Annotated in this window: 35 protein-coding genes; 5 read left to right on the forward strand and 30 right to left on the reverse strand. The window is 45.5% G+C overall.

Features of this window, described 5'->3' with window-relative positions; translation table 11 throughout:
* Positions 1 to 20 precede the first annotated feature (20 nt).
* Positions 21 to 440: a hypothetical protein gene (locus tag P3L40_RS22680; RefSeq protein ID WP_239509702.1), complete on the reverse strand. Its 420-nt coding sequence runs from the start codon at positions 438 to 440 to the stop codon at positions 21 to 23.
* Between the two features lie 3 nt (positions 441 to 443).
* Positions 444 to 1,337 (reverse strand): hypothetical protein, encoded by an 894-nt coding sequence (locus P3L40_RS22685; RefSeq protein ID WP_136135298.1) that lies wholly within the window; start codon positions 1,335 to 1,337, stop codon positions 444 to 446.
* A gap of 725 nt (positions 1,338 to 2,062) precedes the next feature.
* Between P3L40_RS22685 and P3L40_RS22690 the strand changes: the two genes are divergently transcribed.
* The 4 genes from P3L40_RS22690 (at position 2,063) to P3L40_RS22705 (ending at position 4,506) form a co-directional block, all read left to right on the forward strand.
* Positions 2,063 to 2,584 carry a hypothetical protein gene (locus P3L40_RS22690; protein ID WP_094962241.1) on the forward strand — a complete coding sequence of 174 codons (522 nt, stop codon included), beginning with the start codon at positions 2,063 to 2,065 and terminating at the stop codon, positions 2,582 to 2,584.
* A 362-nt stretch (positions 2,585 to 2,946) separates the two neighbouring features.
* The gene (locus P3L40_RS22695; protein WP_131680346.1) at positions 2,947 to 3,186 is read left to right on the forward strand and encodes a DNA polymerase III subunit theta; all 240 of its coding nucleotides are present in this window, start codon (positions 2,947 to 2,949) and stop codon (positions 3,184 to 3,186) included.
* A 43-nt stretch (positions 3,187 to 3,229) separates the two neighbouring features.
* Positions 3,230 to 4,045: a hypothetical protein gene (locus tag P3L40_RS22700; protein ID WP_136135299.1), complete on the forward strand. Its 816-nt coding sequence runs from the start codon at positions 3,230 to 3,232 to the stop codon at positions 4,043 to 4,045.
* A 197-nt stretch (positions 4,046 to 4,242) separates the two neighbouring features.
* Complete coding sequence (locus P3L40_RS22705) at positions 4,243 to 4,506, forward strand: hypothetical protein (RefSeq protein ID WP_131680344.1); 264 nt, start codon at positions 4,243 to 4,245, stop codon at positions 4,504 to 4,506.
* Here the strand turns inward: P3L40_RS22705 and P3L40_RS22710 are convergent.
* From P3L40_RS22710 to P3L40_RS22730, 5 genes are all read right to left on the reverse strand, one after another.
* On the reverse strand, positions 4,490 to 4,990 hold the full coding sequence (locus tag P3L40_RS22710) for a hypothetical protein (RefSeq protein WP_131680343.1): 501 nt from the start codon (positions 4,988 to 4,990) through the stop codon (positions 4,490 to 4,492). The two genes, P3L40_RS22705 and P3L40_RS22710, sit on opposite strands and share 17 nt — an antisense overlap.
* An 8-nt stretch (positions 4,991 to 4,998) precedes the next feature.
* The gene (gene umuC / locus P3L40_RS22715; protein WP_131680432.1) at positions 4,999 to 6,261 is read right to left on the reverse strand and encodes a translesion error-prone DNA polymerase V subunit UmuC; all 1,263 of its coding nucleotides are present in this window, start codon (positions 6,259 to 6,261) and stop codon (positions 4,999 to 5,001) included.
* On the reverse strand, positions 6,261 to 6,677 hold the full coding sequence (gene umuD, locus P3L40_RS22720) for a translesion error-prone DNA polymerase V autoproteolytic subunit (RefSeq protein ID WP_131680342.1): 417 nt from the start codon (positions 6,675 to 6,677) through the stop codon (positions 6,261 to 6,263). Before umuD ends, umuC begins: the two co-directional genes overlap by 1 nt.
* A 70-nt stretch (positions 6,678 to 6,747) precedes the next feature.
* The gene (locus P3L40_RS22725) at positions 6,748 to 7,098 is read right to left on the reverse strand and encodes a hypothetical protein (RefSeq protein ID WP_131680341.1); all 351 of its coding nucleotides are present in this window, start codon (positions 7,096 to 7,098) and stop codon (positions 6,748 to 6,750) included.
* A 4-nt stretch (positions 7,099 to 7,102) separates the two neighbouring features.
* The gene (locus P3L40_RS22730; protein WP_131680340.1) at positions 7,103 to 7,813 is read right to left on the reverse strand and encodes a GntR family transcriptional regulator; all 711 of its coding nucleotides are present in this window, start codon (positions 7,811 to 7,813) and stop codon (positions 7,103 to 7,105) included.
* Between the two features lie 186 nt (positions 7,814 to 7,999).
* On the opposite strand from P3L40_RS22730, the gene P3L40_RS22735 reads away from it, so the two are divergent.
* Positions 8,000 to 8,674, forward strand: a complete 675-nt coding sequence (locus P3L40_RS22735; protein ID WP_165568266.1) for a helix-turn-helix transcriptional regulator — start codon at positions 8,000 to 8,002, stop codon at positions 8,672 to 8,674.
* 25 nt (positions 8,675 to 8,699) lie between these two features.
* Here the strand turns inward: P3L40_RS22735 and P3L40_RS22740 are convergent, their stop codons facing one another.
* The 23 genes from P3L40_RS22740 to P3L40_RS22850 all read right to left on the reverse strand — a co-directional run bounded on the left by P3L40_RS22740 (position 8,700) and on the right by P3L40_RS22850 (position 25,856).
* The gene (locus P3L40_RS22740) at positions 8,700 to 9,197 is read right to left on the reverse strand and encodes a hypothetical protein (protein ID WP_163768297.1); all 498 of its coding nucleotides are present in this window, start codon (positions 9,195 to 9,197) and stop codon (positions 8,700 to 8,702) included.
* Between the two features lie 216 nt (positions 9,198 to 9,413).
* On the reverse strand, positions 9,414 to 10,568 hold the full coding sequence (locus P3L40_RS22745; RefSeq protein ID WP_131680337.1) for an acyl-CoA dehydrogenase family protein: 1,155 nt from the start codon (positions 10,566 to 10,568) through the stop codon (positions 9,414 to 9,416).
* Between the two features lie 9 nt (positions 10,569 to 10,577).
* Entirely contained in the window at positions 10,578 to 12,011 is a 1,434-nt protein-coding gene (locus P3L40_RS22750) for an FAD-binding oxidoreductase (RefSeq protein WP_131680336.1), read from the reverse strand.
* Between the two features lie 30 nt (positions 12,012 to 12,041).
* On the reverse strand, positions 12,042 to 12,890 hold the full coding sequence (locus P3L40_RS22755; protein WP_163768294.1) for a GNAT family N-acetyltransferase: 849 nt from the start codon (positions 12,888 to 12,890) through the stop codon (positions 12,042 to 12,044).
* A gap of 198 nt (positions 12,891 to 13,088) precedes the next feature.
* Positions 13,089 to 13,442: a hypothetical protein gene (locus P3L40_RS22760; protein WP_165568265.1), complete on the reverse strand. Its 354-nt coding sequence runs from the start codon at positions 13,440 to 13,442 to the stop codon at positions 13,089 to 13,091.
* The gene (locus P3L40_RS22765) at positions 13,439 to 13,765 is read right to left on the reverse strand and encodes a hypothetical protein (protein WP_131680333.1); all 327 of its coding nucleotides are present in this window, start codon (positions 13,763 to 13,765) and stop codon (positions 13,439 to 13,441) included. Before P3L40_RS22765 ends, P3L40_RS22760 begins: the two co-directional genes overlap by 4 nt.
* Positions 13,765 to 14,328: a hypothetical protein gene (locus P3L40_RS22770; RefSeq protein WP_131680332.1), complete on the reverse strand. Its 564-nt coding sequence runs from the start codon at positions 14,326 to 14,328 to the stop codon at positions 13,765 to 13,767. Before P3L40_RS22770 ends, P3L40_RS22765 begins: the two co-directional genes overlap by 1 nt.
* Positions 14,325 to 14,840: a hypothetical protein gene (locus P3L40_RS22775; RefSeq protein WP_131680331.1), complete on the reverse strand. Its 516-nt coding sequence runs from the start codon at positions 14,838 to 14,840 to the stop codon at positions 14,325 to 14,327. The genes P3L40_RS22770 and P3L40_RS22775 overlap by 4 nt, the downstream gene beginning before the upstream one ends.
* Entirely contained in the window at positions 14,840 to 15,259 is a 420-nt protein-coding gene (locus tag P3L40_RS22780) for a hypothetical protein (RefSeq protein ID WP_131680330.1), read from the reverse strand. Before P3L40_RS22780 ends, P3L40_RS22775 begins: the two co-directional genes overlap by 1 nt.
* Positions 15,260 to 15,267: 8 nt before the next feature.
* Complete coding sequence (locus tag P3L40_RS22785) at positions 15,268 to 16,038, reverse strand: hypothetical protein (protein ID WP_140172919.1); 771 nt, start codon at positions 16,036 to 16,038, stop codon at positions 15,268 to 15,270.
* 25 nt (positions 16,039 to 16,063) lie between these two features.
* The gene (locus P3L40_RS22790) at positions 16,064 to 16,426 is read right to left on the reverse strand and encodes a hypothetical protein (protein WP_131680328.1); all 363 of its coding nucleotides are present in this window, start codon (positions 16,424 to 16,426) and stop codon (positions 16,064 to 16,066) included.
* A gap of 122 nt (positions 16,427 to 16,548) precedes the next feature.
* The gene (locus P3L40_RS22795) at positions 16,549 to 16,896 is read right to left on the reverse strand and encodes a hypothetical protein (protein WP_131680327.1); all 348 of its coding nucleotides are present in this window, start codon (positions 16,894 to 16,896) and stop codon (positions 16,549 to 16,551) included.
* Positions 16,897 to 17,039: 143 nt separating this feature from the next.
* The gene (locus P3L40_RS22800) at positions 17,040 to 17,921 is read right to left on the reverse strand and encodes an AbaSI family restriction endonuclease (protein ID WP_131680326.1); all 882 of its coding nucleotides are present in this window, start codon (positions 17,919 to 17,921) and stop codon (positions 17,040 to 17,042) included.
* A 49-nt stretch (positions 17,922 to 17,970) separates the two neighbouring features.
* Entirely contained in the window at positions 17,971 to 19,569 is a 1,599-nt protein-coding gene (locus P3L40_RS22805; RefSeq protein WP_163768291.1) for a class I SAM-dependent methyltransferase, read from the reverse strand.
* A gap of 242 nt (positions 19,570 to 19,811) precedes the next feature.
* On the reverse strand, positions 19,812 to 20,420 hold the full coding sequence (locus tag P3L40_RS22810) for a hypothetical protein (RefSeq protein WP_131680324.1): 609 nt from the start codon (positions 20,418 to 20,420) through the stop codon (positions 19,812 to 19,814).
* Positions 20,421 to 20,491: 71 nt separating this feature from the next.
* On the reverse strand, positions 20,492 to 20,815 hold the full coding sequence (locus tag P3L40_RS22815) for a hypothetical protein (RefSeq protein WP_163768288.1): 324 nt from the start codon (positions 20,813 to 20,815) through the stop codon (positions 20,492 to 20,494).
* A gap of 141 nt (positions 20,816 to 20,956) precedes the next feature.
* Entirely contained in the window at positions 20,957 to 21,424 is a 468-nt protein-coding gene (locus P3L40_RS22820) for a hypothetical protein (RefSeq protein ID WP_094962263.1), read from the reverse strand.
* An 87-nt stretch (positions 21,425 to 21,511) separates the two neighbouring features.
* The gene (locus P3L40_RS22825; RefSeq protein ID WP_131680322.1) at positions 21,512 to 22,159 is read right to left on the reverse strand and encodes a DUF2726 domain-containing protein; all 648 of its coding nucleotides are present in this window, start codon (positions 22,157 to 22,159) and stop codon (positions 21,512 to 21,514) included.
* Between the two features lie 37 nt (positions 22,160 to 22,196).
* Positions 22,197 to 22,565 carry a hypothetical protein gene (locus tag P3L40_RS22830; RefSeq protein WP_094962265.1) on the reverse strand — a complete coding sequence of 123 codons (369 nt, stop codon included), beginning with the start codon at positions 22,563 to 22,565 and terminating at the stop codon, positions 22,197 to 22,199.
* Entirely contained in the window at positions 22,562 to 22,882 is a 321-nt protein-coding gene (locus P3L40_RS22835; protein ID WP_131680431.1) for a DUF1064 domain-containing protein, read from the reverse strand. Before P3L40_RS22835 ends, P3L40_RS22830 begins: the two co-directional genes overlap by 4 nt.
* Positions 22,883 to 23,124: 242 nt before the next feature.
* On the reverse strand, positions 23,125 to 24,099 hold the full coding sequence (gene rdgC / locus P3L40_RS22840; protein WP_136135304.1) for a recombination-associated protein RdgC: 975 nt from the start codon (positions 24,097 to 24,099) through the stop codon (positions 23,125 to 23,127).
* 239 nt (positions 24,100 to 24,338) lie between these two features.
* Positions 24,339 to 25,160 carry a DNA adenine methylase gene (locus P3L40_RS22845; RefSeq protein ID WP_094962266.1) on the reverse strand — a complete coding sequence of 274 codons (822 nt, stop codon included), beginning with the start codon at positions 25,158 to 25,160 and terminating at the stop codon, positions 24,339 to 24,341.
* 54 nt (positions 25,161 to 25,214) lie between these two features.
* On the reverse strand, positions 25,215 to 25,856 hold the full coding sequence (locus P3L40_RS22850) for a nucleoside triphosphate pyrophosphohydrolase family protein (protein WP_094962267.1): 642 nt from the start codon (positions 25,854 to 25,856) through the stop codon (positions 25,215 to 25,217).
* Between the last annotated feature and the right edge of the window lie 159 nt (positions 25,857 to 26,015).

The raw sequence follows: 26,015 nt of genomic DNA on the forward strand, positions 1-26,015 counted from the left end.
TTTAAAATTTACAGGCATCATTAGCTTTCCAGTTTTAAGCTGACGTGCAGGTCAACGGTATCTTGGCAACCTGGAACATACCTCGGCCAATCAGTTGCATTTGCCTGTTTTATAATCACCGCATCAAATCCAAACTGATCAGCAGTGAGGTCAACAACAAAATCAGTATTATCCGCTGTTGCTTCACACCAATAATGACCATGTCGGGAAGACGATGTAAACAAGCCACCATCGGTGTCACCATCCCCACCACGGATCCGTGTTGGATAGCCACCTCGATTCAACATTGTAGCCAGCATCAAACTGGCATAGAGGCAGGTTCCCTTTGTAGAAGTGACTTCGCAACGAGCCAGTAACCCGTCTAGAATGAACCGCGCTTTCCGAGCAATCTCTACCAATGAAGGTGATGCGAGAGGAATATTTAGGTGGTGAGGGGTCACGGATCACCCCTCACTCAACAGGCGTTGAATGGAAGCTCTGACACGCAGGATAGTTGCGCGTTCAGTGATTGAACTGAATCCTTTGGTGTTATGCTTACGCTCAAAAATATCTTTTTCCCTGGCGGATATATACCCCTTCTCCTGCGCCTCAGCTAATTTGACAGCTAACTGATCAGGGTCTGAAATAACAGAGATACGAGTAGAACTAACCTCTCCAAGCGCCAGCGCTTCAGCGGAGATTTCTGGTAGCGACTTGGAAATTCCAGCGTTCATCATTTTTGTTTGGATGTTTGCTCTAATAGCGTGTTGTTTGACCGATATTTTTTTCATGGGAAAGGTCCGCAATGCGAAGTCCTTTTCCCACTGATTGATTACATTCTGTTCGAACGCGGTTTGAATGTGACTTGCACCGTAGACCAATGCGCGGTTTTCCTCGCCCATTTCGGCTAGTTTGGCATTGATAGTTTCACGCGTTTGACGCTGTTTCTGGGTTAACTTCCGCTTGTCGATGTTGCTCAGGTAAAACTCAAATTCCCAGGGCGTGATCACGGATTGAGCCAGCGCCATTTCAAGTAATTTTCGACTAGCCGCTTTCGTACCGTCTTTAGATATCCTGTCTATAGCATTGAAAATACTATCCGAACCTAACAACATGAATTTATTGACGCAGCAATTCCCGACGCGGGCAGTCTTATTGTTCGTTTTATTTTTAATAACGCAAATCTTGATAATTGGCTGGTGTCCGCACAAACACTGGTCAGCTACCTGAGCCCGAAAAACTTGCTGCAACGACCACTCGGCACGGGCATTATCCCAGTTTTCAGCCGTGGACATTCCAGTAATGCGCTGCATTAATTGGATATGCTTGTAACCTTTTGCTTCGTTGTTCACGCTCATTATTTTTCCGGTCAATCAGGTCCTTATCAATCGCTGTAGGGTATAGATTTTGACAAAGCAGGGTCAACGGAAAAGGGCTTCGCATTGCTGACCTTTTCTGCAAAGCTAACACTACGTTAACAACTGAATAATTATGCATTAAAGTTGACTGAATGGAGATGGCATTTAGAGCATAAAAAAGGGGTGACTCGTTAAAAGCCACCCCTCGCACTGGATCCCCACCCAGACATACAATGCTTTTCATTCGCATGCATTGATTTAAATCATACATTTTTAAAAATTAGATGAAAGTCTTTTTTTAGTCAAAAAATGCATAATTCGCGAATGAGAATTTGATTAAAAAAAGTGTAGTAAAATTCCCATGATTTTTCCATCGCTTACCGCAAGTATATATTTGCTCGACATAATTTGCATTTTTACGACCTTGGGTCGCATTTTTGCATTACGATTTACCTATGTAAAATGTGGTCATAAATCGAGCTTTTTTTAACAATTCAGTTGAAATTTAACACCGCCATAATGCACCAACCATAGTAGCTTCCTCATCCTATCGCTGGACCAAAATTGGCAATCTCCTTTGGAATAGGTCGCCTCCCTAGCAAACTAGGTATTTCTAAACCCAGACATTGTTTCTTGAATTTTTACGCGCGATTTAGGTTAAGTCACTTCGTCAGATTTTGGGTATGGCTTACCATTTTCTCATTATCGGACTAAAGGAATTCACCATGAGCAATGCAATTGATAAACAGATTTCTGCCGCTAACTTAAACGCCTTCGGTTGGCAGTTGGGAGATCACATTCACTCAACACCTTTTACTTCCCATGTTTTTTATCTACGAGACTATCGTGATAATCAAGTGCATTTGGTGACTATTGGGCAGCAGGACTTTAATTCAGCACGCACAAACCTCGATGTGCCCATTGGTGCTCATGTGGAGGCGATTGCTCAACTCATTAAAAAAAGCAACAAAAAGGCATTATCGAAAAAGCATGCTGGCGCGCTCAGCTTTGCATTAGTGAATTACATCAAAAATACCGGCGCTTATCGGCAGTGGCTCACGTTGATTTCGCCTGGCGAACGCATGCACGCAGTCATGAATATCTATAGCCAGAAAAACGGCCTTGTGAGACTGCGTCCATTCATCATTCGCCATGAAGAGTTGATGCTTACACCAAACGATGTCATGCAGAGCACTGAACAGATTTTCGAGATGGATAACGCCAGGAATCCTGAGTGGTTTAATTAACCTGAACGCCACTTGACAGTAAAAAAGAGCACTCGGTTGTGCTCTTTTTTTGGAATGACGTACAATGACTGGACTTGGTTTGCACCTACTGGAAAACGATAGAGAAGGGCATACACACCATTTAACATATTGATATTAAAGGGATATCAACTCATCGTTTAACATAATCTTTATTATATGTATCGCGTTAACAAATTTAACATTTAGCTCATTCGTGTGCATTTGAGCCTTAAAGTGGCAGAAATAGCATTCGAATCTGAAAAATAATAATCAGCACAACTCGAATATCTTCAATATGCATGGATTTATTCTTCAGCCACATTATGATTGGAGTATTAATGTATTAGTGAAAGGAATGGTGCATGGGGCATAATCTGGCAGAATTATCAAAAGAAGAAATGGATAAGGTTAATATTGACCTCATCGCTTCAGGCGTTGCTTATAAAGAAAGGCTGAACAAATCGGTACTTGATGTGCAGGTGGAACAAGAGCAACCAGAACACCTCAGAGAATACTTTCGAGAGAGATTAGAGTATTACCGCAAGTTTTCCGAGACACTACCTGGTGCGGGCTATTACGCAACGCCGGACAGCAAGGCATAGCGCTGGAACTTACACTTTTAACCTACTTTTATATGGATATTAAATGACGGAATTAAACAAAAACGACTGGATCATTGAAGCTGATAACTCTATTAAGAATGTCTTAGCTAATGCACTACAAAACATGAAAAATGGTTCTTGGGATGAAAATCAGATAACAACGAACGCATTGAATGCTATTGGTAGGTTAGGGAAGAATTTGAAATGGGAATCGCAAAACCAATCTACTGTTTGGGAGTCATATAAGCAAAAAGGCAAGGCTGAGACAGATTCAGGGGACGTGCTTTTTTTTATTAATGTAATCTTATCTAATGAGGTGACCCTCGAGGGGGTAATTTACTACGAAGCAAAAAAAATGTATCTAAATGAAAGATTAGAACCTACAGGATACTCAGCTTTTGACTACAATCAATTGCACAGGATATTATGGCACTCAAACTATACTAACATATTACTTTACGATGTAAGCCTTACCTCAAGTACCAATGATGAATGCCCGGCACGCTCAGTTGGTTCGTTTGCTTTACCAGCCCATTTTGTTTACTCCCTTCAAGATGGTTCGAGTAGATTTAATTCTCAACAATCCAAAGAACTACCAGGCTTAGGCAAGCCGTGGGCAAATTTTTTGGCTGATAATTTCTCTGGATTTGGGCTAGATTACCATCCTGAAATCGTCGAATTTGCAAAGAGATACATATCTACAAAGCATCCACTTTTACCTGAAAATATAGTCATAGCCACTACAAGTAAAACCCCAGAGATAGAGCCTGAATTAGACCGCCGCATCATTAATTCAGATTTATATATCCCCTCCAGTGAATATGTAGGCAGGGATGACATTCATCATACAGATAATTAATGAAATCAGGTGTTTGTGAGAAGTGAAATTTTGGTATTATTGTCGTGGGTGCTTGAATCATTCTGGTTCGAGCATTTGCAAGTCCCAGAAAGACGAAAGCCCCGAATTATATATGACAATAATTCGAGGCAGACCCAAACGTGACAATTTGATTCTGCCTCCTTTAACAAAAGGAGGAAATAATTAAGGAGTATGACATGATCGATTCAGATAAAATTAACTTGCGCATTAGTCAAATGGGAGCGATAGGTGCTTTCGAGCATGCAAAATCCTTAGCTTGTGAATTATCCCCTAAAGATAGGACTAATATAATGGCCGTTTATATACCTTATAATGAATTAGTTCTACAAGATTGCAAAGAACAGCCATTTACTGCAATGAAGGCTAGTTGTGCTATCAATCAAATTTATGAGTCATTAACCCTTAGAGACAGCAAGATCAAATTTAATCAATTATTTTAATATGGTCCAACCACTTATCATCCTTACGTGAATATACTGAAATCGAATTAAATGAGCGGAGTGGGATATCAGAAAGAATCGCCCCCTCCAATTTAGGTATAAAATTCCTACGGCCCTCCACACCTTTTTTTGTGACTTCCTCAACTGACAAAAAGCATTCCTTAAAATCTTCAATGTTGATAGATATCCATACAAGATCTTCATGTCCGAAATACCTCCAATTAAATACCCAATTCCACTTATTTCGGTGATTTCTATTATTTAGAAATCTTTCAGTAACAAACCTAAAATCAAAAACACTAATTCCATTGATCGTTCTAACAATCGGATATTTATCCTTCTTACCATTACCAGTTCTATCTTGGTCAGGTATGTCTGGGTTGACCTTAATGAAACCGACATTCTTAATAGTTTCAAATCGGCTGTATGTTGTTACATGGCATACCTGGCCCAATAGTTGGATAGGAAATTTAGTTAATCTCATGATTATCCTTATAATTTAGCAATAGGAATGTCATTGATGTTTGTTGTATATTCCGGTGACAGCATGCTGCGCCTCATTCCCCAGGAAGTGTCACATCCTTTTCCAGCAAAGCCAATATTGAATTTCCCAGAGCGATTCATGTTATCCATTAGTGCCATCAACTCTTCACTTCTTTTAAAAGGTTTAGAGGTAGAAAAAAGATCGAATTGAGTAATACTTGAGCTAGAGAAATCAGATAACATCACACCCGCTCGATGGTATTGATACCCTTCCCGCCAAATTACCTTCAAGGCTTTCACTGCCGCATTGATGATATCCCTCGTATCTGCACTAGCGTACACCAGTCGCTCAGTAGCCCGATTGCTATACAAAGGGCCTGGCGAGTAATGGCTTGTGCCAAGAAACACGCTGACAACCCCACATAGCTGTTTCTCTGCCCTCAACTTTTCACTAGCCCTCTCAGCATAGGAACAAATAGCCTGATGCATTTCGTCATAGCACTGAACTTTTTTGCCAAACGATTTTGAAGTAATAATTTGTTCTTTTACTTTCCGCACTTCTTCTATTTCTATACACGACTCGCCGTTGAGCTCGCGAACCGTTCTTTCGACGACAACACCGAAGGTTTTACGGATCGTAGCGATATTGGCATCGGCCAAATCTAATGCGGTGTTAATGCCCATCATATGCAGTTTGGCGGAAATGCGACGCCCAATCCCCCAAACTTCATCTACCGGTAATAATGACATCAATTTTCTTTGTCTGGATTTTTGGCTTAATTCCACAACACCCCCGGTTTTGCTCCAAGACTTTGCTGCATGATTAGCCAGCTTGGCGAGTGTTTTTGTCGGTCCAAAACCAACACCAATAGGGACATGGGCTATCTGTAAAATGTCTTTTTGAATGGTTCGACCAAATTCCTCATATCCACCCAACCCTTTGATTTCAGAGATAATTAGAAACGCCTCATCAATTGAGTATATTTCTATAACATCCGAAAAAGTGGATAACACAGACATAGTCCTGTCTGATATGTCCTGGTACAAGGTGTAATTTGAAGAGAAGACTTGAACGTTGTTTTTTTTAAAGTAATTTACATTTTCAAAGTACAGCGCACCCATTTTAATACCCAGCGCCTTCGCCTCCTTTGAACGCGAGATTACGATATGATCGTTATTTGCTAGGACAACAATAGGCATACCTCGCAGGCGCGGGTTAAAAGCGGACTCGCACGAACAATAGAAGCTGTTAATATCGCAGTGTGCAAACATCATAACGTTTTGTGAATAACGTAGGTCACGACACCAAAGACGGTGAACTCGGCCCAATCGGATATAGGGATTGGAGAAAAACTTGGGTTCATCGGGAGAAGTGCAGGAAAAGGCGTTTTTTGAAGTTTTTTGATTGTAAACTCACCATCTATGGATGCGATGATAATGCTACCGTCATGAGCCTGAAGGCTACTGTCAACGATAACGATATCCCCATCGCTAATATTGGCATCAATCATTGATGTGCCTGACACTCTCAAAAAATAAGTTCCTGCCGGATGTGTTATTAATAATTCATTCAAATCTATGTTTTTTTTGGCGTAATCAGACGCGGGGGATGGAAAGCCTGCGGGGATTAGCGTTTCAAAAAAAGGCAGTTTTATCCCCGTCGGTAATTCACATAATGAAAAATGCATAACGCCACCTTCTTTAGATACTGTGATTATGTACAGTATTATTATTCAGGGGCGAATAATTGTCTAGTGGCTATTTTGTGATGTTATTCCGATAATGAACATACTCACGATACAAAAGCATTATGCACCCACCAGCGACAAAGCCTGTAATGCTATTTTGATACCCTTCCGAAGGAGGATATCCAGTGATAATAGCGAGCATGATACACGGCACACCAACCAATATAACTAACGTTCTTATGATCTTGCCTCTATCCATCAGCATTAAAAATGCTAAGCCTAGCAGGAAGCCAAGAAGTGTAATTGTATTAACACCTTCAGTTACGATCCGGACTGCGATTAAAGCCACAATAAATATTGCGATGAACAACTTAATTTGTTGGCTTCGGTATAAGTAACTAATGAATTCGAATAGCCGCATCCTCTCAACCTTTCCCGTGAACATCCATATACAATTTTAAACCACTGTCGATGGAATTTGTAAATATCTTAATGATAAGATCCGAATTTCTGTTGATAAGGGCATCACGCAAAGGGAAATAGTATTTAGGCCATTCCTCCAAGGAAGTGGATTCATACAGAAAGTGGAAGCTAGGCCCAACATTGACCCAGAGTTGCGTAATTAACGCCATAAGCTCAGGGGAGTCAGAATGTGTAAACATCCGCAATCGTAATACCCAATGTAATTGCACGGCAGTTTTAATATCCCCCGACAAGTGAGCCACTTCGAGATCGCGAGTCAATTCCACCAGCGAATTCAGTGCGTCGTCGGACATGCTATTTATTGATCGAGTGATGGCAGGCAACTCCAGTAATTTCCGTATACCCATCAATTCAATAAGCCGGTCAGGACGAATATCCGGCACCAAAAAGGCGTGGGAAGGAGAGACGTCTAACGCCCCGTATGACGAAAGTCTTACCAGCGCTTCTCTTACAGGGGTAATACTCATATTTAAAGAGAGTGCAATGTCTTTGGTGACCATTTTTTGCCCTGGCGCAAGAAACCCAAGAATTAAGGCGCACTTCAGACGATTTTCAACTTGTTGGGTTAGGCTGATTCTACGTGGAGGTTTGGCGTTTAATGAGGACAGGATCTGGTCTGAAATATCACTGAGTTGAAACTTATTTTTATTCATACTTGAAATTCTCGCAGCATTTTAACCTAACTAAATATTTTTAGTAGCATTTTATTAGAATGGAATATTCTAATAAAATCAATTTTCAGAAGTAATGGGCTATTTCATTGTCATGGTTCGTGATGATTTTTGAACGAACGACAGGTATTCTAAGGGAGTCATGGCAATGTGAGCTCTGAGGTTACGGTGAAACGATTACTTAGCATAGACAACGTTGAAATTGTTGAGCAAATTCAGGGAATTTCAGAACTACTAGGATGCAAAGGCTTTTCCTATGCCGTTCAGCCTAAAAGCAAAAAAGGTGACTCTATAATCGTCTCGAACTTCCCACAACACTGGCAAACCCGATACGAAAAGCTATCATTTCATCACATAGACCCAATCATGACCTGCGCAAAAAAAAGCATGCAGCCTTTTCACTGGGCTGATGCTGGCAGCAAACCATACCAAGATGTCAGAAATATTCAGATATCCGACCATACGATCCCTGGTGTGCTGAATGGATACACGATACCTTTACATGACCACATGGATAATGTAGTTGCCTTCAGTGTCTGGAGTGACAGCTCATCCCGTAAACCTTACCACCCAATGAGTGATGATATATATCGTAAAATCATCAATCTACACGGGATGGTGCTGAACAACAAAAACAAAGTGGCTGACTCAGAATTACACATTCTTAGCACTAGAGAATTACAGGTGCTGTTCCTGTACGAAAGCGGAAAAACCTATAGAGAGATCGCACATAATCTATCAATTTCCGAGAACACGATCAAATTTCACGTAAAGAATATCCTAACTAAATTGAATTCTAGTAACATGAGGCAAGCCATTGTTGCGTTAAGAAAAGACTTCTGAGTGTTCTCTAAATGGATAAATGAGTTCAGAAAGAATCACTATACACTCGCTCAGATTTTGCTCCGAGCTTTTCACAAATCTCGCGCCTAATAAACAAGCAAACATCTCGCTTACCAACCAAATAAACGTCATGATCGGCCAAACAAGTGTGTGTATAGGATAATTTCGTCAGCAAAGCACCAATGCCACTTAGGGAGTTTGACTCTTGATTTAATAGGTGTAAATTGATTGAAATGCGTTTCGGAAGCGATTCCAGAATATCTCTTTCATAAAAGTCATTTTCAGACCTAACCGCCCAATAAAAGCTCACCCTTCTATCCGAATTTCTATTTGCTTCAGTGAGCAAAATGGAACGAGCATATGAATAACCAGAGCCAAAGGCAAGAACAATGACAGACTTAGAGTTGTCTGAACGAAGCCACGCCTCCCCCATAGGCCCAACAACAGCGACGCTATCACTGACCTTTAATTTCTTAAGAAAACCATTCGGCTTCCTAGTGTCAGCGATATGCAACTCGATCATTCTGCCTGTTTTTTCCGGAGATGCTATCGAAAAATACCCTGATCGACCGCATTTTAAAATGACCTGGACATATTGACCTGACCTATAATTCATCTCTGATTCGAGTCGTATTACCACTCGACTTATATGAGAGTTTAAGGAACTCATACTAGATACTGTAGCCATGACCATCTTTGCCTCACGTTATAGGCTGGGGAATCACCCAGCCTATACGCATCAAATGAACAAATTGCTTGATTGATTGTTGAGAAGATATTGCCCGCACTGCTGAACAATAGACTCGCCAGCGACTGCGTGCTGATTAATGGTGTAGCTATCACGTAGCCATTTATCCAACGGAGTTTCGTTTTTATATATCGACGCGCCACCCACTAGATCATAAATAGCTGAGATAATTTGGCGGGAAACCTTGAAAGCTTGCTGCCTTGCCAGGGCAACTGCAATGCGGTGCATGTCGGTCAGAGGCTCTTTACCTACTAGACCATCCCATTGCTCACCCAGAGATGAATAAACGGCACATCGTGCGCTATAGAGCTCAATTTCACACCGTGCAAGAATCGCCTGCACTCGCGGACTTTGCTTCCAGGAAACAGACAGTGAGCGATCGTATTTATGCTCAGCAAGACTGATCGCATAGTCCAGAGCAGCACGGGCCATACCGAGTGGTATTCCTGCCATATTACGCAGGATGGCATCAGGAACATCGTGTAAAGGCCCTTTTCGATAAGGCTCATTGAAACTAAAGCTGTGCTCGTAAGGAACGAACATGTTGTTGGCGCAATAATCACGACTTCCACTTCCGGCAAGGCCCGTCGTGTGCCAATTATCCTGCAAGTCGTACTCTTCAGGTTTCGCCATCATAACCCGCCAAATTGGATTTCCGTTGCGATCAACGACCTTGTTACCGTCCTGATAAACGAAACATCCAGCACTGAGTATATCGCAATGACTTAAGCCACTACCAAACCGCCAGCGGCCGGAAACACGATACCCACCAGGTACAATTTCTGCTTTACCCTGAGGATGAATCCAGCCTGCCGTTATGGAATCAACGGTAAACATTTCACGCGCTACAGGCTCATCTATAAAGCCTGAATAGATGCCAGAGTCACTGCCAATCATTGCACACCAAGCCACAGCAGCATCACCAATAGCAAGTTGCTCGATAACCTGAGTTTGCTGAGGTGAGGTCAATTCCAGACCTCCCCATTCCAATGGAAAATTCATCCTGAATACGCCGATCTCCTTTAGCCTGTTAACAATATAGGTAGGTAATCGGCGCTGCTCTTCGAGCGATCGACCTTCTGTTGCAACTTCTTTTGCCAGCTTTTTTGCATCAAATAACAATGATTCGAATGAGATTACGTGCATTTCGCTCACCTATAAGTATCTGTCATTACTGATAATGTTATTAGGATCAATAAATTGTTTTAATTCACGAACAAAGCCTCTTTCTCCTTCGCCGGGAGTGATGAGATGCGCCCAATTGGCATGCTCAACGCCCAGTCGGTAAGGGATAAAACCTTTTGCCGTAAATTTTTCATGCAATTTACTTAAAGCAGTTAACGCATTAGCTGACTCTCTTTCGCTTTTTTTGAAAGCGATAGATACAACCAGGTCAATCACATCACCACTAAGGGCGTTGATCGTGGCCCCACAAAGAACCCCGGTTTCATTGTGAACCTCATCAATAAGCTGATAGGCCATTTCTAACGCATCAGCAGTAAAAGGAATTAACGGAAGGAAAAAGATCCAGCCAGTGCTTCCGGTATCAACTCTATCGTGCCGAACCCCCAGCGTTTTCCGAAGCAAAGTGTCATTTAGTGAGGAATCGCCAACGTGGGCAGCTTCAACCAAATTTGCGATCACATCAGGCCCAGGATAATTACCTTCAGTTACCGAATTCGATGTCACATTTGTAAATAACTGCGAAGACTCGCACATTTTTTTAATCAAATCGACTCGTTGTGCGACATCATCAGATAGACCATCCACACATAAGTGAACAGTATATAAACCGTCACTACCGCCATAGGTTGTGTTGGCCGTGGTATCGTATATTTTCAATACACCGCTACTCAGACCATTTGTCACCCATTTTTTCAATGTTTGTATTGCTGGTGAAAGTAGCTTTCGACTGAAGTTAAACCGGACTACACTTGTACTTTCAGGGCGGGTAGCTAGCTTTATTACCCCTGCCGTGACAATCCCAAAACTAGATTGCGTAAAAAATTGTACCAATGAGGGGCCTACACCATGTGGATATATAGGCGTTTCAACATGGCTAGGCCACCAGCCAACACGGATGGTTTTTCCCGTCGGTAATAGAACCTCAATACCGACAAGGTCTTCAGTTCGCTGATGACGAAGTCCCACCCCTCGATCCAACGCATTACCGAGGAAGCTAGAATGAGCAGAAGAAGCTGTTATGTTCAACATTTTTTGGGTGCCAATTAACAGCTCAGACAGATCTCCTTGGGTCACCCCAGGCTCAATAATTGCCCAGCCTTGGTCTGTATCAATTTTCCGTATTGCATTTAATTTCTGCAATTCAACAAGGTAGCTACCATCTGCAATATCTTCCCTAGAACCCAGCCCCCAGTTGTATCCAATACTGACAGGATGTAGCCGGGTATTAGGAAACTCACTTGCGCCAATCACTATTTGCTGTAGGTCAATGAGTGAGTTCGGCCGGAGAATGCCTTTAATTTTTTTACGTCGAAAAGCACTGACGTTATCTGGCAGGCGTTTAGCTCTGACAACGCACTCACCATCTACACGAGATTCGATATAGCTAAGGAAATCTTCTTTCATGGCATTCTCTTATGTTGAACAGTTGTTGTTTCAAGGATTAGTTTTGACGTAACTGAGTTGATCACTGAAAGTACCATCTTGATTAATCAGTCTGCTCTTACTGATTCCTTCAAGGACATAGCCAGCCTTGAGCGCGACCTTTTTAGAAGCTATGTTTTCTGGTTTAACCCCTAGTTCAAGTCGATTGAATCCACCATCAGTCATTAGCCAACCAGACAGCATTTTTAGAGCCTGAGATGCATACCCCTTCCCTCGGAACCCTGAAAAAACGCCGTAGCCAACATCACCAACTCTGGGAGGGACCACAGGTCGAAGGCTGATCCGCCCTATTAATTCCTGCGTCTTATTTTCGAAAATAGAGAGCATCATTTTTTTACCCAGCAACCAATATAAGTTTGCCAAACGGCAGTCTTTATCGAACTGTGAGAATGGAATGTCAGGATAGATAGACCAAAAACGAGTCACAGAATCGTAGTGGTCTTGGAACATACGAGCACCATCAGGTCGGGTTGAAATGCGCAGCGTTAACATACCATCGGAGAGGCCTTTTTGTGGGAATGGAGTGAACGACACGGGACCAGGCTCTGTGCTGGAATAATTCAGCACAACAACATCTACATCAGTGCCGCCGGGATCTTTAGACGTGATCAATCCGCAGGGGACAAGCCCTAACTTCAGCGCTGCGGCCACAGTTGGTAGATTGTCCGACTTAATAAGGCTCAGAACGGTTTTCCCAGCCCGTTCAAGCTCAAGAAATTGAGCAGCAAGTTTTAAGTATGCAGACTCGGGGTTAGAACACTCCCCAAGGGAGTGGTAAATGATATTTTTCGATATGGGGTGCCCACTAAATAATGATGAAACACCGTTGGAATCATTCATATGAACAACCCGGTGATGCATATTTAGAGAGTCTAAGACATGCTGAATGCTGTTACATAGCAGTGAGGAAGATGCGTGATGCAAAAAATTCATCGTTAAACCTGTGAGATGTTGTTTAGGCTAGGACGCTCAAAGCATATAGCCTATTCTTACAGGTTTAACCTACACAACAGGGTAGTTTTCTTTTGCAACACTCTTTTATGGTGCGGTGGTATTGATGGCCTTTGTCGCTATGTTTAGTTCCTCAATGGCAATACCGTCTAGAAGAATGCCTAATCGGGTTGCCAGATTGAGTCGGCCATTCGCATAGAGCCAGGCCATTGCCCCCATGCAATAGGATTCGCGACCAGAGGACTGGTACTGGCCTTCCTCTTTGTCTTCAGCTCCGCCCTGGTAAGTTGTCTTGTGGCAGAAGAAGACTTCCTGATCGGAAGAAAGCAACGTCCGTTTAATGTTGTCCAAACGCCCTTCTGCTAGCGGGATCCCTCCCGCCTTTTTGAATGGGCAATTCGCACAGGGTTTTTTAACGGCAAACAGTTTTTGAATGTTCACGCTTCTTTTTCCGTGTAAATGATGGACGCCCCTTTCCAGCGGTTAGCCATATTGATAATAAAGTTTGGGTCGATACCACGCACAGCCTCATCCGCCATGCGCTGTAAATCGTGTGGTACGCCGACAATATTGAGCGACATACAAAGACCTGAGGCGTACTCACTTAATAGCGTAGCGGCCAGCTCAGGCGTTGAAACACCGCGTGCGATTTCATCCCGTCGCGCGGACAATACAGCACCGAATTGGGCATAAACATCATTTCGAATAGCGTCAAGCAAATGCGGCCAAATAGTACCTTCGGGTAGATCACCGAGTCGATTCATCAGAAAATCCTCACGAGAAAATCAGGGGTTGATTGTTTGGTATAGATATTACCATAGCAAGGTTCACCATCGAATGATTCCCATCCCCAGGCGGAGTCTACTGGAGCACCTTTGAGCACCCTCTCAATGCGTGGCAGTTGAAGCTGAGCTTCGTCATGCTGTGCGGGGTTAGTCTGCTTAAGCATCGGTAGGATCCGATTACCCATTTCCCACAGGTGGAACAGGATACTTTCATTTACGCCAGGCCTTGCTATCGCATGTATCTCAGGGAGTATTCTTTGAATGCGGCTTAACTGATATTCCCAGTTCACATAAAGGTCAACCTCCGCCTCGATTGCTGTGCGGTCGGTAATGATATGCGCGCCGTAGATCCGGTGCATTAACACGACGACGTCCAGTTCACACAATCCGTCATTGAGGAAGTTGAAGGTCGGCAAATTGAAGTACATGAATTGAAGGTAAGCAACGGCCATATTCACCTGGCGCAAGTTCATCGTCGTTTCTATTGCGTAAAAATCATCTTTTCGAATGGCGTAAGTATGGGTAATGCGAAACTTGTTCATTGTTGTCTACCTATTTTCCAGTGTCCTGGGATCACATCGCTGACACGTAAAAGTGGTGCGTGCGCTCCATCTGAGGGATAACGTTCGTTCAAAGCGGTGAATACTTCATCGGCATCCATATCCGTGAGACGAAAATCATCCACCAGCCGACGAATCTTTTGCCCTTTCTGTTCCAACTCAACCAGTAATAGCACCACGCGGCACAGGGCTTGCTTGGCACTGGCCTGTGCGTATCGGAGTTCGGATGCGACGGTATTTGCTTCAGGACTGTTTGGAATGTTGAGTTGTAGCAGTGCGGTGACAGCTGAACGGTTATGTTCAAGGCTTCTTAGTAATGCTCTGAGCAATACTGGCATCGCACCAATATGATTTGGTGATGTCACGATATGAAGAGAGTCATTAATGATAAGCATTTCATTGGTCACTTTCCGTTGGTATGCACGATTATTGTTGTCCTGAACATACAGAAAACGGACCAATAACAAGATAACCGCGAGCAGCGCGTACACCATTATTCCACCCCGTACTTGCTGTCTACTTGTTTCGCTCGCGCAATACTCCCTGCAATCAGCTGCTCACATTTCTCACGTCGAAAATCGGGGTCAGCCCCGACATCGTTAAACTGCGCTGTCAGCTGTTCGGTATATTGCTCAACGGTTTCCTGCATTTTCTCTGTCATGGCCTGAGCTCTGTCATCGGAGCCATCTTCAGCACCGATCGCATTATGTAATGCCTTTTGCATTTGGCGGGCAACTTCTTTGCTGCGCGAACTGGGACTTTCTATGTACGCTCTGCATTGAGCAACTGAGGCCATAACAGCACCGTGGGAACCGGCGATTTCGCCGATAGCTTCGTTAGGCAAAGGCGCGGATTGTGCGGAGGCGCAGCCCAGAGATAGCGCTATGATGAATAGAGCGATAAGGGGTTTCATGGTTAACCTCATGGTTTGATTTCGACAGGCAAAGACAGCACTGCGATACGGTGGATAACAGCGGTGATCAGTGCGATGGGTACGACAGCGGTATAAACCAGCCAGTCACTATTGAGTGATGTGTATGACCACAATGCAAACACGGCCAGGGATAGCATTGCGATGACAATCATGATGCTGACGTTGCGGAACACGGCCAGGATGACTGATTTGAAGTTACGGAATAACGCCCCTTCACAGCACACTATCGCTCCGATGAACATGATCATCATTGGCAGAACGAGCAAAACAGTGAACGTCACCAGGCTGTACATGTTGAAATAGATTGGGAGCAATGACAGGAACTCTTGCGGCTGAGTAGAAGGTTCCATTATTAATGGAGCGGGAACCTGCGTGGCACCAGTGGCTGCACTGGCTGTTGGCATATAAAGGCTGAAGCACCATAGCGCAAATACCAGCAAGAATGTGGCAATAACACCGGTAAACAAAACCACAAGCAGGTTTCGGATGTGGTTTTTTATGGGGAGTCTTTTGCCTGTGATTTTTTGCTGAGTCATTGTCATCATGACCAGCGAGGCGATGAAAACAGGTTGCAGGATGAAAAAACCGATATCGGCCATAGAAAGACGTTGCATCAGTAACGCAAGCAATCCTCCGCCAACCAAGATTGGGACTATCAGCATGAGCACCCCATAAATGCTCACAAATGACTTGCACGTTTCGGTGAAAATGGACTTAATCGAATGGGTGCTAACTTTTGCATGTCGCATGGTAGACATTGAAAATCCCTAATTTAAATGTTGGTTATTGGCCGCAATGCTTTTGGGGCGACGGATGTGAAATGACATTGACCAGGTCACGGCGCTTTCGACGGGAGCAAAGGTCAACAACATTGGAAACAGAAGATTTGGAAAGTGAATCTACCACTTCAGCAGGACGATAGGCCTTCAGGCTAACCCCCTGGAATGTTAACGGGATCCCTTCCCCGCCATCTTCATTACAACAGCCACCGGCGAGCTCATGCAGTTTCATACGCTGCTTAATATCTGCGGCCTTTCGGCGAAACTCGTCCATGCTCCGACGATCTGCCAGGCACTTTTCCAGATCGTCGTTGCTCAATGTAAAACGGTAAACCATCAGCTTTAACCAGTATTTAAAGTTGTTCATGACTCTTCCCAAACGGTTTCGAATGGGTTAATTGTCTCATGCAACTACTGCTGACAAAGAACGCAAAGGAGATCGAAATGACCTCCTTTTTTGTGGTGAGTCTGAGGCTCCCGACTAACGATTTAATGTCCGGAAGCAGATGAAAGGTACTTTCTACATTGCTGGTGGATACGCCCAGCCAGTAAGATTGAGGCGTTGTAGTCGAGGATGTCTAATCCGAATGCTTTTAGCGTTTCATCGTTAGTTGGCTCGAACCATCGCCGGAGACCGCGACGACCGACTTTCAAAAACCAGGAAATGCCAGTGGCCTTGTCATGCTCTATGAAGAGTCTTTCCACACTTTGCTCATCGGTAATGATAAATCCAGCATCTTTGGGATAGATGAGGCCTGAAGCGCCAGGGGGGATAGAGGATGATTCTTTGGCGGAAAATGCCAGTCGCTTACCGCGCAAATTAACAAACTGAGTCACTCTGTTGTCCTGAATTTATAAATTCGCTGATAATGCAAACCACAGCAGAATGAAACCTGCTATAGGGTTAGCAAACTTTTTGAGGTCGCTATTTTACGCTGACGGGATACGGTGACGAAGGATAATAGCCGACAAAACGTCGGCTAAATTTTAGGGGGGTAAACGTTGACTTGGGTGTGAGTACGCTTGAACACTTTGACTTCATCGGATGATTGGTTGCTGTCGATAGCAAAAACACCTAGAAAGCGATACAGCGTGCGGTTTAGTTCATCACGGGAATGTGCCATAACAATGCGGTAATCCCACGTTTCCTGATAGTTTCTTGTTGCATTAAGGCTTTCTTCGATTATCTGCTTGCCGTCTTCCGAGAGTCCATTTTTCCACTCTCCAGCCTCATACAAACGAGGAAACCAAACCATTACGCGGCCTGTTAATCCGATGGACCGAACGACCTCAGCAGGCAGGGTCCAGCCACCTGATTGATGATGCCCCTCTCTGCGGTACCCAAAACATTGCAAAGCATCTCTGTGATAGCGGAAAACCGAGTTAGGGCCCACTGCCATGTAGCCAGTATGTATATGTTTTTTTGCTGAGTATCGTTCGTCATAGTCCCAGCGAAAAAATAGGCCTTGCTTTTCGAGATCTTCTTTTTTGTTTTTCACTAAACGGACAAATTCATCAACCAGTTTATTTACTTCGCTGAGGGTTATGTTACTAGCAGGGATCCGTTCCTCCTGGAATCCGGTTGCTTCAACGATATCTAATCGGCGCACGGCGTCAGCTTTTCTAGCGTCATCACTATCATGATGAGCCTCATCAATCTCAAGATAGAGGCTCAGCTGTGGAAACAGGAGATCAGCGAGATATATTTTCCCCAAGCTGTCTTCTTTTCGAATGCACTGTTGGCAAACGAACTCAATATCTGGGTCATCTAGCGTATGGATGACACGATTGATAATGTAGTGCTCCCAGCGTTTATGCGAAATTTTTGATAACGCACGGAGTATGTAGTCTGTTTTGCCCATGAAATTACCGTTAACGCCGTAGCATATCGAGTATGCTACGGCAAGAATATTAATAAAAATCAATGACGAATAGTTTAACGTTAACGCTTGTCTTATCAAAGGCGTTTTCATATTGTCCGCATTGGTGGACACTACAATCATCGTTCATTAGAGATTGCACACTCTCTTCTGTCGCACTGCCGGGAAGAACTGCAACGATACGGCCGCCAGGTTTCACGAATTGACGAGCATGCTGTAGGTGATGCTTCCAGCGACCGTCTGAGTATGGCGGGTTCATTAACACGCGATCGTACTGACCGAGTTGTTTTACCGTAGTGGTAAGGAAATCTTGCTGGTGAGTATCCCAACGCAAGCGTGAACAGATGGCTGCAACATGATTTGTCTCGACTCCCGTCACTTTGACCCCCTCAGGCAAGTTACGCAGAAGCGCACCAAAACCGATGCTAGGTTCAAGCAAGGTATCGCCCTCACTCGGGTCACATTCGTCCATCGCCGCTTTTTGGAGGTCGCCGGTTGTCGGGTAGAACTGGTGTGTTTTTTGGTCAGGTAAGGTGCCACTGATGGCGATCGCTTTAAACGCTTCCATCGGCCAGAATTCAAATTCGTAGACCTCTGGCTTAACCTCTACCGCGCCCAGGATACGGAAGATGCTATCAAGCTCCTGTTTCACCAGTTCAGCGTAATGGTATCTCCGAGGCATCACGATAGTAAATGGTCCCGCACCATATTGCTTCGCGCTATGTTGGTTGTTGCGCGCCATTTCAGCGAGTTCAGTGCAGGTTGGGAATGCAATCCGGTAGTCAATTAAATCGCCCGTGTACTGCGTGTTGCGCGTCGCTTTGCTACTTTTCCCTCGCTCTTTGAACTGAGGGATGAGGCCTGGCATCCGGTAAGCCAATACTGTATTGAGGTCATCGCACACAGCCTCTGATACCTGAATATGTACATTGCCATTCAGGAAGCCTTTGCAGGTCAGCGCGCCACCGTCTACCGATATCCACTCCCCCGTATTGTTACTGAGGGATTGCTCTAGCGCCCATTTATTGACGATCTCTGCGCCGGGACGGCCTTGCATTAGGCCGATAATTTTACGTAGGTCGCTGAGGTAATCCATATTGTCATAACCTCGCTTGTAGTCACGACATGGTAGGCAGTTGGTGATCACCATCTTCGGACTAAATCCCTGTGCTTTGTTGGTTTTGTGAAACACTGACAGATTTTTGAATACGCCTTCGACCATTTCTGCGAAATAATCTTTTTTCTCGGTCGTTAGGCTTTTAGCCGTGGCGAATACGTTCTCTTCCGTGAAGGCGACGGGCCGCACCGTGGCAAGTCGATCGGGAGAAGCTTTGCGCCACTGCCGAAGTGTGTTGTACCACTCGTCTTTACGCGCAGTGGGCATAAAATTACGCACGCCTGTAAGGTCAAGCACCTTTTGCCAGAAGGACTCGTCAAGTGAACAGGTGGCGCGCTGGAGATCAAACAGGCAATCAACGGCCAGTGTTGTCCCTATCGAATTGTTGCATCCGTCAGTGAAATAGTGAAATGCCTGACTATGGCGCTTGCCCATAACGGCGAGGTGTAATGAGTCAATTTCGCTACGTGCATCACGGTATTCAGCGAGAAGCTGCGTAAGTGCGTTGAACATACGAAACCCCTCGTGTGGGGTTAGGCCAGCATGATTACTATCCTCAGCTTGATACAGAGGAAGTATTGGTTGAAACTCAGCTGCGCGATTGGGCTCGTAGATTGCTAAATTGATCATGGGTACCTCACTGGAAAATAGAATTATTATCCGGTGGGTCTAACCGCTGACGAAGGGAGAAAGGCAAAAAAAAAGCCCCGTCCTAAACGAGGCATCTATTAAATGAGGTACTACTTTCTTATCTCTCAACAACCGTCATCTTCAAGGTCTTCACCAAACTCATCAAAACAAACCCGCTGTGGGAGAGCGACTCCCTTAGGGCGAAACAGATGATGGATCTGGAGATTGTTCAAAAACTCAGCTTGAATGAGTATTTTTATACTATTACGTAGAATATCCGAGGTCGGGTTTAAAATCCAGCCGCAATTTTTCTTTACACCGTGCCGATCTGTGATTTGCGCGGTGCATTTACTTTCGTGGTCTGACTCCTGATTGCAGTTTGGGCAAAGGTACGTTGGGGCTGAACCGCCTTCATTGAGGCACTTGCGAAATTCTTCAGCGGTCGGCCAGGTGTAAGCATCGCAAATTTCCGGCAGGCGCTGTTCGCTGTAGAACTGTACAGGCGACTCATGACCTCGAATGTCCTCCAGAGACTGAAGAACCCGCTCCGGCGAAATGGATAGCACATCGCTGTATTCTTCCAGCTTCGCGTAAATCGTGTTGCGCATGATACTCACCGACAACACGTCAGAACCTGATAGTAAAGCCGTATTCTCAAGCGCCTGAATAGCCCCCTCAACCGAGCTTGGTGGTAATTGGGTATGAATGCGTTGCCCTATTGATGGTTGGCTCATTTTCACTTCCTCAGGAATGTAGGTTATGCCGATTTTACTTTGCTCTAGTCCGCCGACCGAATTTTCAAGATCTACAATTTGCTGCTGATGGCTAGGCCATCGCTTGTCGGAATGTCAAAGCACAGAGCATTTCCAGTCTGATATTCGTAATCCCCCATCAAGTAGCAAAGCTTGTAATTTCCACGATGGTACTGGCGCAACTCAAGTGGCAGCCCAGGATTAGGGAAAATTTGTAGATGAACGGTAAATTGCCCTTTCGTGGTTTGGAAATCCGTTTTCCAGTCAGCGCCGGTTTCGTCAGAGGATCGAATACCCGGCTGGGTAACCGCACCAACATCCCAGGTAGTGACCAAGGTTGTCGAACGCCAGTAATAAATCACGGATAATACGGCCACCAGTAACACTAAAAGAAAAGCAATCAGGTATTCCCTGGACGTTATGGTGTAAGACCAGTGTTTTTGCTTTTTGCGTGTGCTTTTTTTACGGCGCGGAGCCTTTTTTGGAGACCGCTCAGTAGTAGACATAAAAACCTCTATTTAATTTTTCGTGGCAATTTTTAAGCCAGTTAACATATACATAACCTGAATTTCACTCAAGGTGCTCAGGTTCATTTCCTGTATATAGCTGCGTATCCCTTCTGGGGTTTCAGCGATCGGCATCCCTGGCAATGCACCTCCACCAGCACGTTTAGCGAGATGCAAGCCCGCATAAAGATGATTGATCTGGAGAGATGAAAGCGCCGAGATATCCAGACGCGCCAGATAATCCCGCTGCTGCTGAATGCTATAACGCTCCCGAACATCATATGCATCAGGTAGCGCAACAACGCCTTCCTGGCTGGTCGCCGTGAATTTATCAAAGGAAGAAGAAATGCCAGCGACATTGAACCAGTGATTGGCAACGTTGATGACCTTGCATTTTGAAAGGTGACCATCCTGGCGCCTGATGAACACCGTAGAGCCCGCATACAAATCACCTGTCCAATACCCGTTGGAATGAGACATTTTGCCCCCTGTAAGTGATCTCACAAATTCATCATAACAGCTGTTAAGAATCGACAAAGCCCGAACGATGTCGGGCTTTCATTTTGTTTACTCGAATTGACCGCCAGAGATCGTCTCTGCAATATCAATCGCCAGATCGTTATCGCTGATATCGGCCAGGCGCTCGTAACGATATAACGGGATATTCAGGTGGCTGAGCAGGCCAATCAGAAACGCACTGTTACCGGAGTCGGCCAGTCGTTCTTCAGTCAGCATCACCAGCACAATTTCACCGCTGTGTATGTCGCTGAGGACAAAGTTAAAGTTCATTCGGGACATAAACTGCATGGCACTTTTGACGTCCAGACTCTGGTTGTCAATATCCTTTTCTTCTGCCTGAATGATGTCAGTCACTCTGACCTGAGGTGCTACAGCATACTGATCGGCAAATATTTCAATCAGGCGCGAGTATAGATTGCTGGCATCGCGTGGGAGAATAAATTTATGCCGCTTGTACCCAACATAAATGGCCGGAGTCAGTTCATTATCACTGGTTATCACACCATCGTGCTCTTCCCTTTGATAAATTTTCTCCCCTGTTTCTTCATCAATGGGAAACAATTCGTCGAGAGTCGGCTTCCGCGCTACCTTTTCGCCGTTTGATTTTTTCACCGGTTTCCCAGAATAAAACAGTAAGTAGGCCAGCCCCAATACACCCGCAATAAATACGGCCAATCCAATCATCTTGAAAGACATGACGCACCCCCGTGCCTGTCTTGGTGAGTTACCCCTGTTATACCAGCCTGCCCGCAATATCGTTACGGATCAGATAGTCTGCCAGGTCCCTGAGTGAAGAAACGCCCAAATCCCGCAGTACCGCAGGCGGCCGCTCTTTGTTAATTTCAGCTTCACGCGCTTTGCGAACGTTATGCAAATAGCGGTACATCTCATCGTGCATTGTCATAGCTTTGGCACTCAACAACGGGTAATCGCTGCGGGCAAACCAAGCTTCATAGGCTGCATCTCTACGAACGTGATATAGCGTAGGATCATCTTGCCCCTCAACTGGGGGACGCCAAGTATCGTCATTACGCTTTTTGCGCTCCGTTGATAAGAACCAGGTGTCAAAAAATTGCTTTACCAGGCTGTCAGTCACGCTCATGGATTTTCCTTGTTGTACCACGGGGAGAAGTCTTCAAAGTTCCACTCCCCCTCATCTTTGAGCCATTTCACGGCCAGAAAACGGAAGGGATAGAGTTCAGCGGCAAGCTTTATTTTGACTCGCGCATCCTCTTCCCAATGCCCCTTCACTTCATGCACCTCCAGATCACCCGAGGTCAGCATGACGAAGAAGTCCGCTGTATACGTTGTTTTGTCAGCAAGTCGTAGTTTGATGGATTCAAACTTAAACCAGGCGACTTCACCAGCATGCATACGCCATTTCAGGTGTTCGGCGTAGCGTGCTTCGGTTTTATTCATCGTGCCCGTTCGTAACCGCCCCAGCGCTTGGGTACGTTGCTTTGCCGTCAGCTCAGCAGGTGCTGACTCAATGGCTGGTTGGAGGGGGGTGACAGGCTGAGTGTCATTTTTCGGTGCTGATTTGCCCCCCGCGCTTCGCCCCATTCGTTGCTCATATTCGCGTTGCTGCTCTTCAGTCCAACGAAGCATTAAGCCAAACCCTCGCTTTTGGTTACCTAATTCATACCCGCTATGGTTACGCGTTACTCGTCGTCACCCTGACCGCCATTATCAGTCGCGTCCCCACCTTCCTCTTTGCTCTCAGAAGATGATTTCGCTTCCCCGCCGAAAGCTGCAATTAACTGATCCAACAGTTCCATAATGACGCCGGTAAACAAAACGAAGTCCGCATCAAACCGCTGCACTTCATCTTCGCGATCGATATCGTCGTTCTGCTCAATCAGCGCGTCGGCAAAGTTCAATCGGGAAATGACAAAGCTATCGTTAATGACGAAGTTGAGTTGCTCCATCCAGTTCATCGAAAGCTTAGTGACTAACTTGCCCGCTTCGATGTGATTGGCAATTTCATCGCAAACTAAATCTTGGCGTTTGGTTGTCACCACGCCACCGTCTTCCAAAATGGCCTCAAGTGTCGCTTCGTCGCACAATGCCAGGCCAGGAGGTAGCTCGGAAGAGCGTACCCATTCCGTTAGCTTGAGCTCAACTGGCGTTTCCAGCGTGAACGGAATAATTGGCAGCGAACCAAGCGTCTTACGCAGAAGAGCCGTCGCGTCTTCTGCCCTTTTAAAGCTGGTGGTGTCCACAATGATCAGACGGGATTTTGGGTCAATCCACATGTTCATGTTGGCGTACTTACTTAGGGCTTTAGGCAGCAACTCCCCCAACACCAGATCGTTAATGGCTGAAATTTCTGTTCGCTTCAGGCGACGACTCTGCTCTTTTTCCAGCTTGGTTACGCGCTGGCGAACGAGCTCTTTCACCGTAGCCGGAGGAATAATTTTGCTTTCGTTACGCTGCGTCAGCAGGATGAGACCATTTGCCTGGTGAGTCAGCTCTTCGTACTCTTCCCCAAGAGGGCTGATCCATCCGGTGCGCGCCATGTCTTGAGGGCCGCAGGGTTTAAACGTAAAGGCCTTCATCTGCTCTTCAATGTTACTGAAGTCAATTTGTCGGGTGATGCGGTACACCACGACACTTTTAGGACGAAAAAGAGGCATAGCTCCCTCACTATGATTTTTAATCAGAAGGGGCTTGCCCTTTGATTTTTGTTTTGACAGGTACTGGATGCGGTCGCGAATAGCCAATTGCACCCAATACACCACATTGTTCTCTTTGATAAATTCCAGGTACTGGCGACTGGCTTCAGCTGGGTCATAGCGGTGAATGACGGCAATCTCGTCGCAGAATCGCTCAGTTAGCGGATCCTTCAGCGGTAGAACTTCAAACACCGGCACGGTCATGCTGAGGTCTTGCCTGAAGAGACCGCTTGACGGATAGCGATGATTTCTTTCGCCTGCTTCCCTTCACCAGTCCCGTTGTACACGCTACGCGGAGCAGAGAAGCCCTTAACCGTAAAGCCGGTATACATCTGGCGGATGTTTTCAGCATCGTGGCTGGAGGCCACTACATGCACCCCTTTCTCTGGCAGGGTATTCAGAATGTCCACCAGCGCGCGTTGCTGAGCTTCAGTGAAACCACTGGCGTGATAACCCGTAAACTTACCAGGATTGACATAAGGCGGATCGCAGTAGACCACATCGCCCTCACCCGCCAGCTTCAGCGTTTCTTCAAAGCCTGCACACAGCAAATCCGCATGCACAAGGCGGTCTGCCATGTAGCGGATCTCTTTCTCAGGCAGGTACGGTTTGCGGTAATCCCCCCAGGGAACGTTAAATTCCCCTTTACGCTTGTTGTATCGGCATAGGCCGCGATATCCGTGTCGGTTCATGTAAATGAACATCGCAGCCATGCGGACAGAGTCAGCGGTGCGGGCATTAAATTCTTTACGGATCGCGTCGTAGTGTTCGCGAGTACGGCACGTTTCGTAGAGCTCAGTCAGTGCAGCAATGACGTTTTCAGCCGCGTTACGGATGGTGTCGTAGGTGTTGATGACGTCGGCGTTGATGTCGGCCAGCACGTAGCTTGAATACGCTGTGTTCATCATCACCGCACCCGAACCACAGAAAGGCTCGATCAGGCGGGTACCCTTTGGCAGTGCCAACTTCAGCTGAGCCATGACACCCTGCTTACCCCCAACCCACTTCAGAACAGTATTCATAATTGCACCATAGAAAGCGGACAACCCCACGTTGCCCGCATGAATGGATAAGGCTTACTTGATGCCGTTTGCCAATGCCTTGCGCTCTTCCACGAGATTACGGTTATCATCGTGGGCCAGGAACGCTTCAAACTTTTCCGGGTAGCGGACGGCCAGCTTGACGATATTGGTTTCCAGAATACGGCCATAATGGATTCCGGAGGCAGACGGGAAAATGCCCAGGCCATACCAGCTCAGATCGCCGAACTCTTCAGACAGGTTCACCAGATCCAGAGGTTGACCTTCAATCGTGTTCACCAACGCTTTACAGATTTCAGCGGATTCAGTGAACACGCCCAGCGAGGCGTGCAGAATGCGCGTGTCGATAGCGTCCAAGGACGCCAGTCCGATATTGTGCGTTTGACCGTCATAACCGTTCATCAGCATGGTTTTGGTATCATCGTGCAGCTCTTCTGCGGTGATGGACTCAGGCGAAAGCGTGCCCACCAGGTCTTGCAGGTCGGCCAGGCCTTTTTTAAAGCGATTAATATCGATCGGCTTACGGTAAAAAATACCTTTTTTAAACTGATCCAACATTTCACCCAACGAGTGAGCCGCTGACAGCAGCAGATAAAGGTGAGGCGCACTTACGCCGCTGACGTGCGGGATCACCGATTCGGTGCGCAGGGCTTCTTCATGGTATTGTTTCAGTTCCACGTAAAATCCTTATGTTCGATATTGCTGGTGGAGCACAGAAATTTTCAGCCGAAACCAAGCATTACTGTGCAGGGAAAGTGAATCCATAATACCTGTTGACGTGTCGTATTCCCTTTGAAAAGGCGGGCAATTTGTCGATGTTTTTCAGTGGGAGGTATC

The organism is Providencia sp. PROV040 (genome assembly GCF_032706145.1).
Lineage (GTDB): Bacteria > Pseudomonadota > Gammaproteobacteria > Enterobacterales > Enterobacteriaceae > Providencia > Providencia hangzhouensis.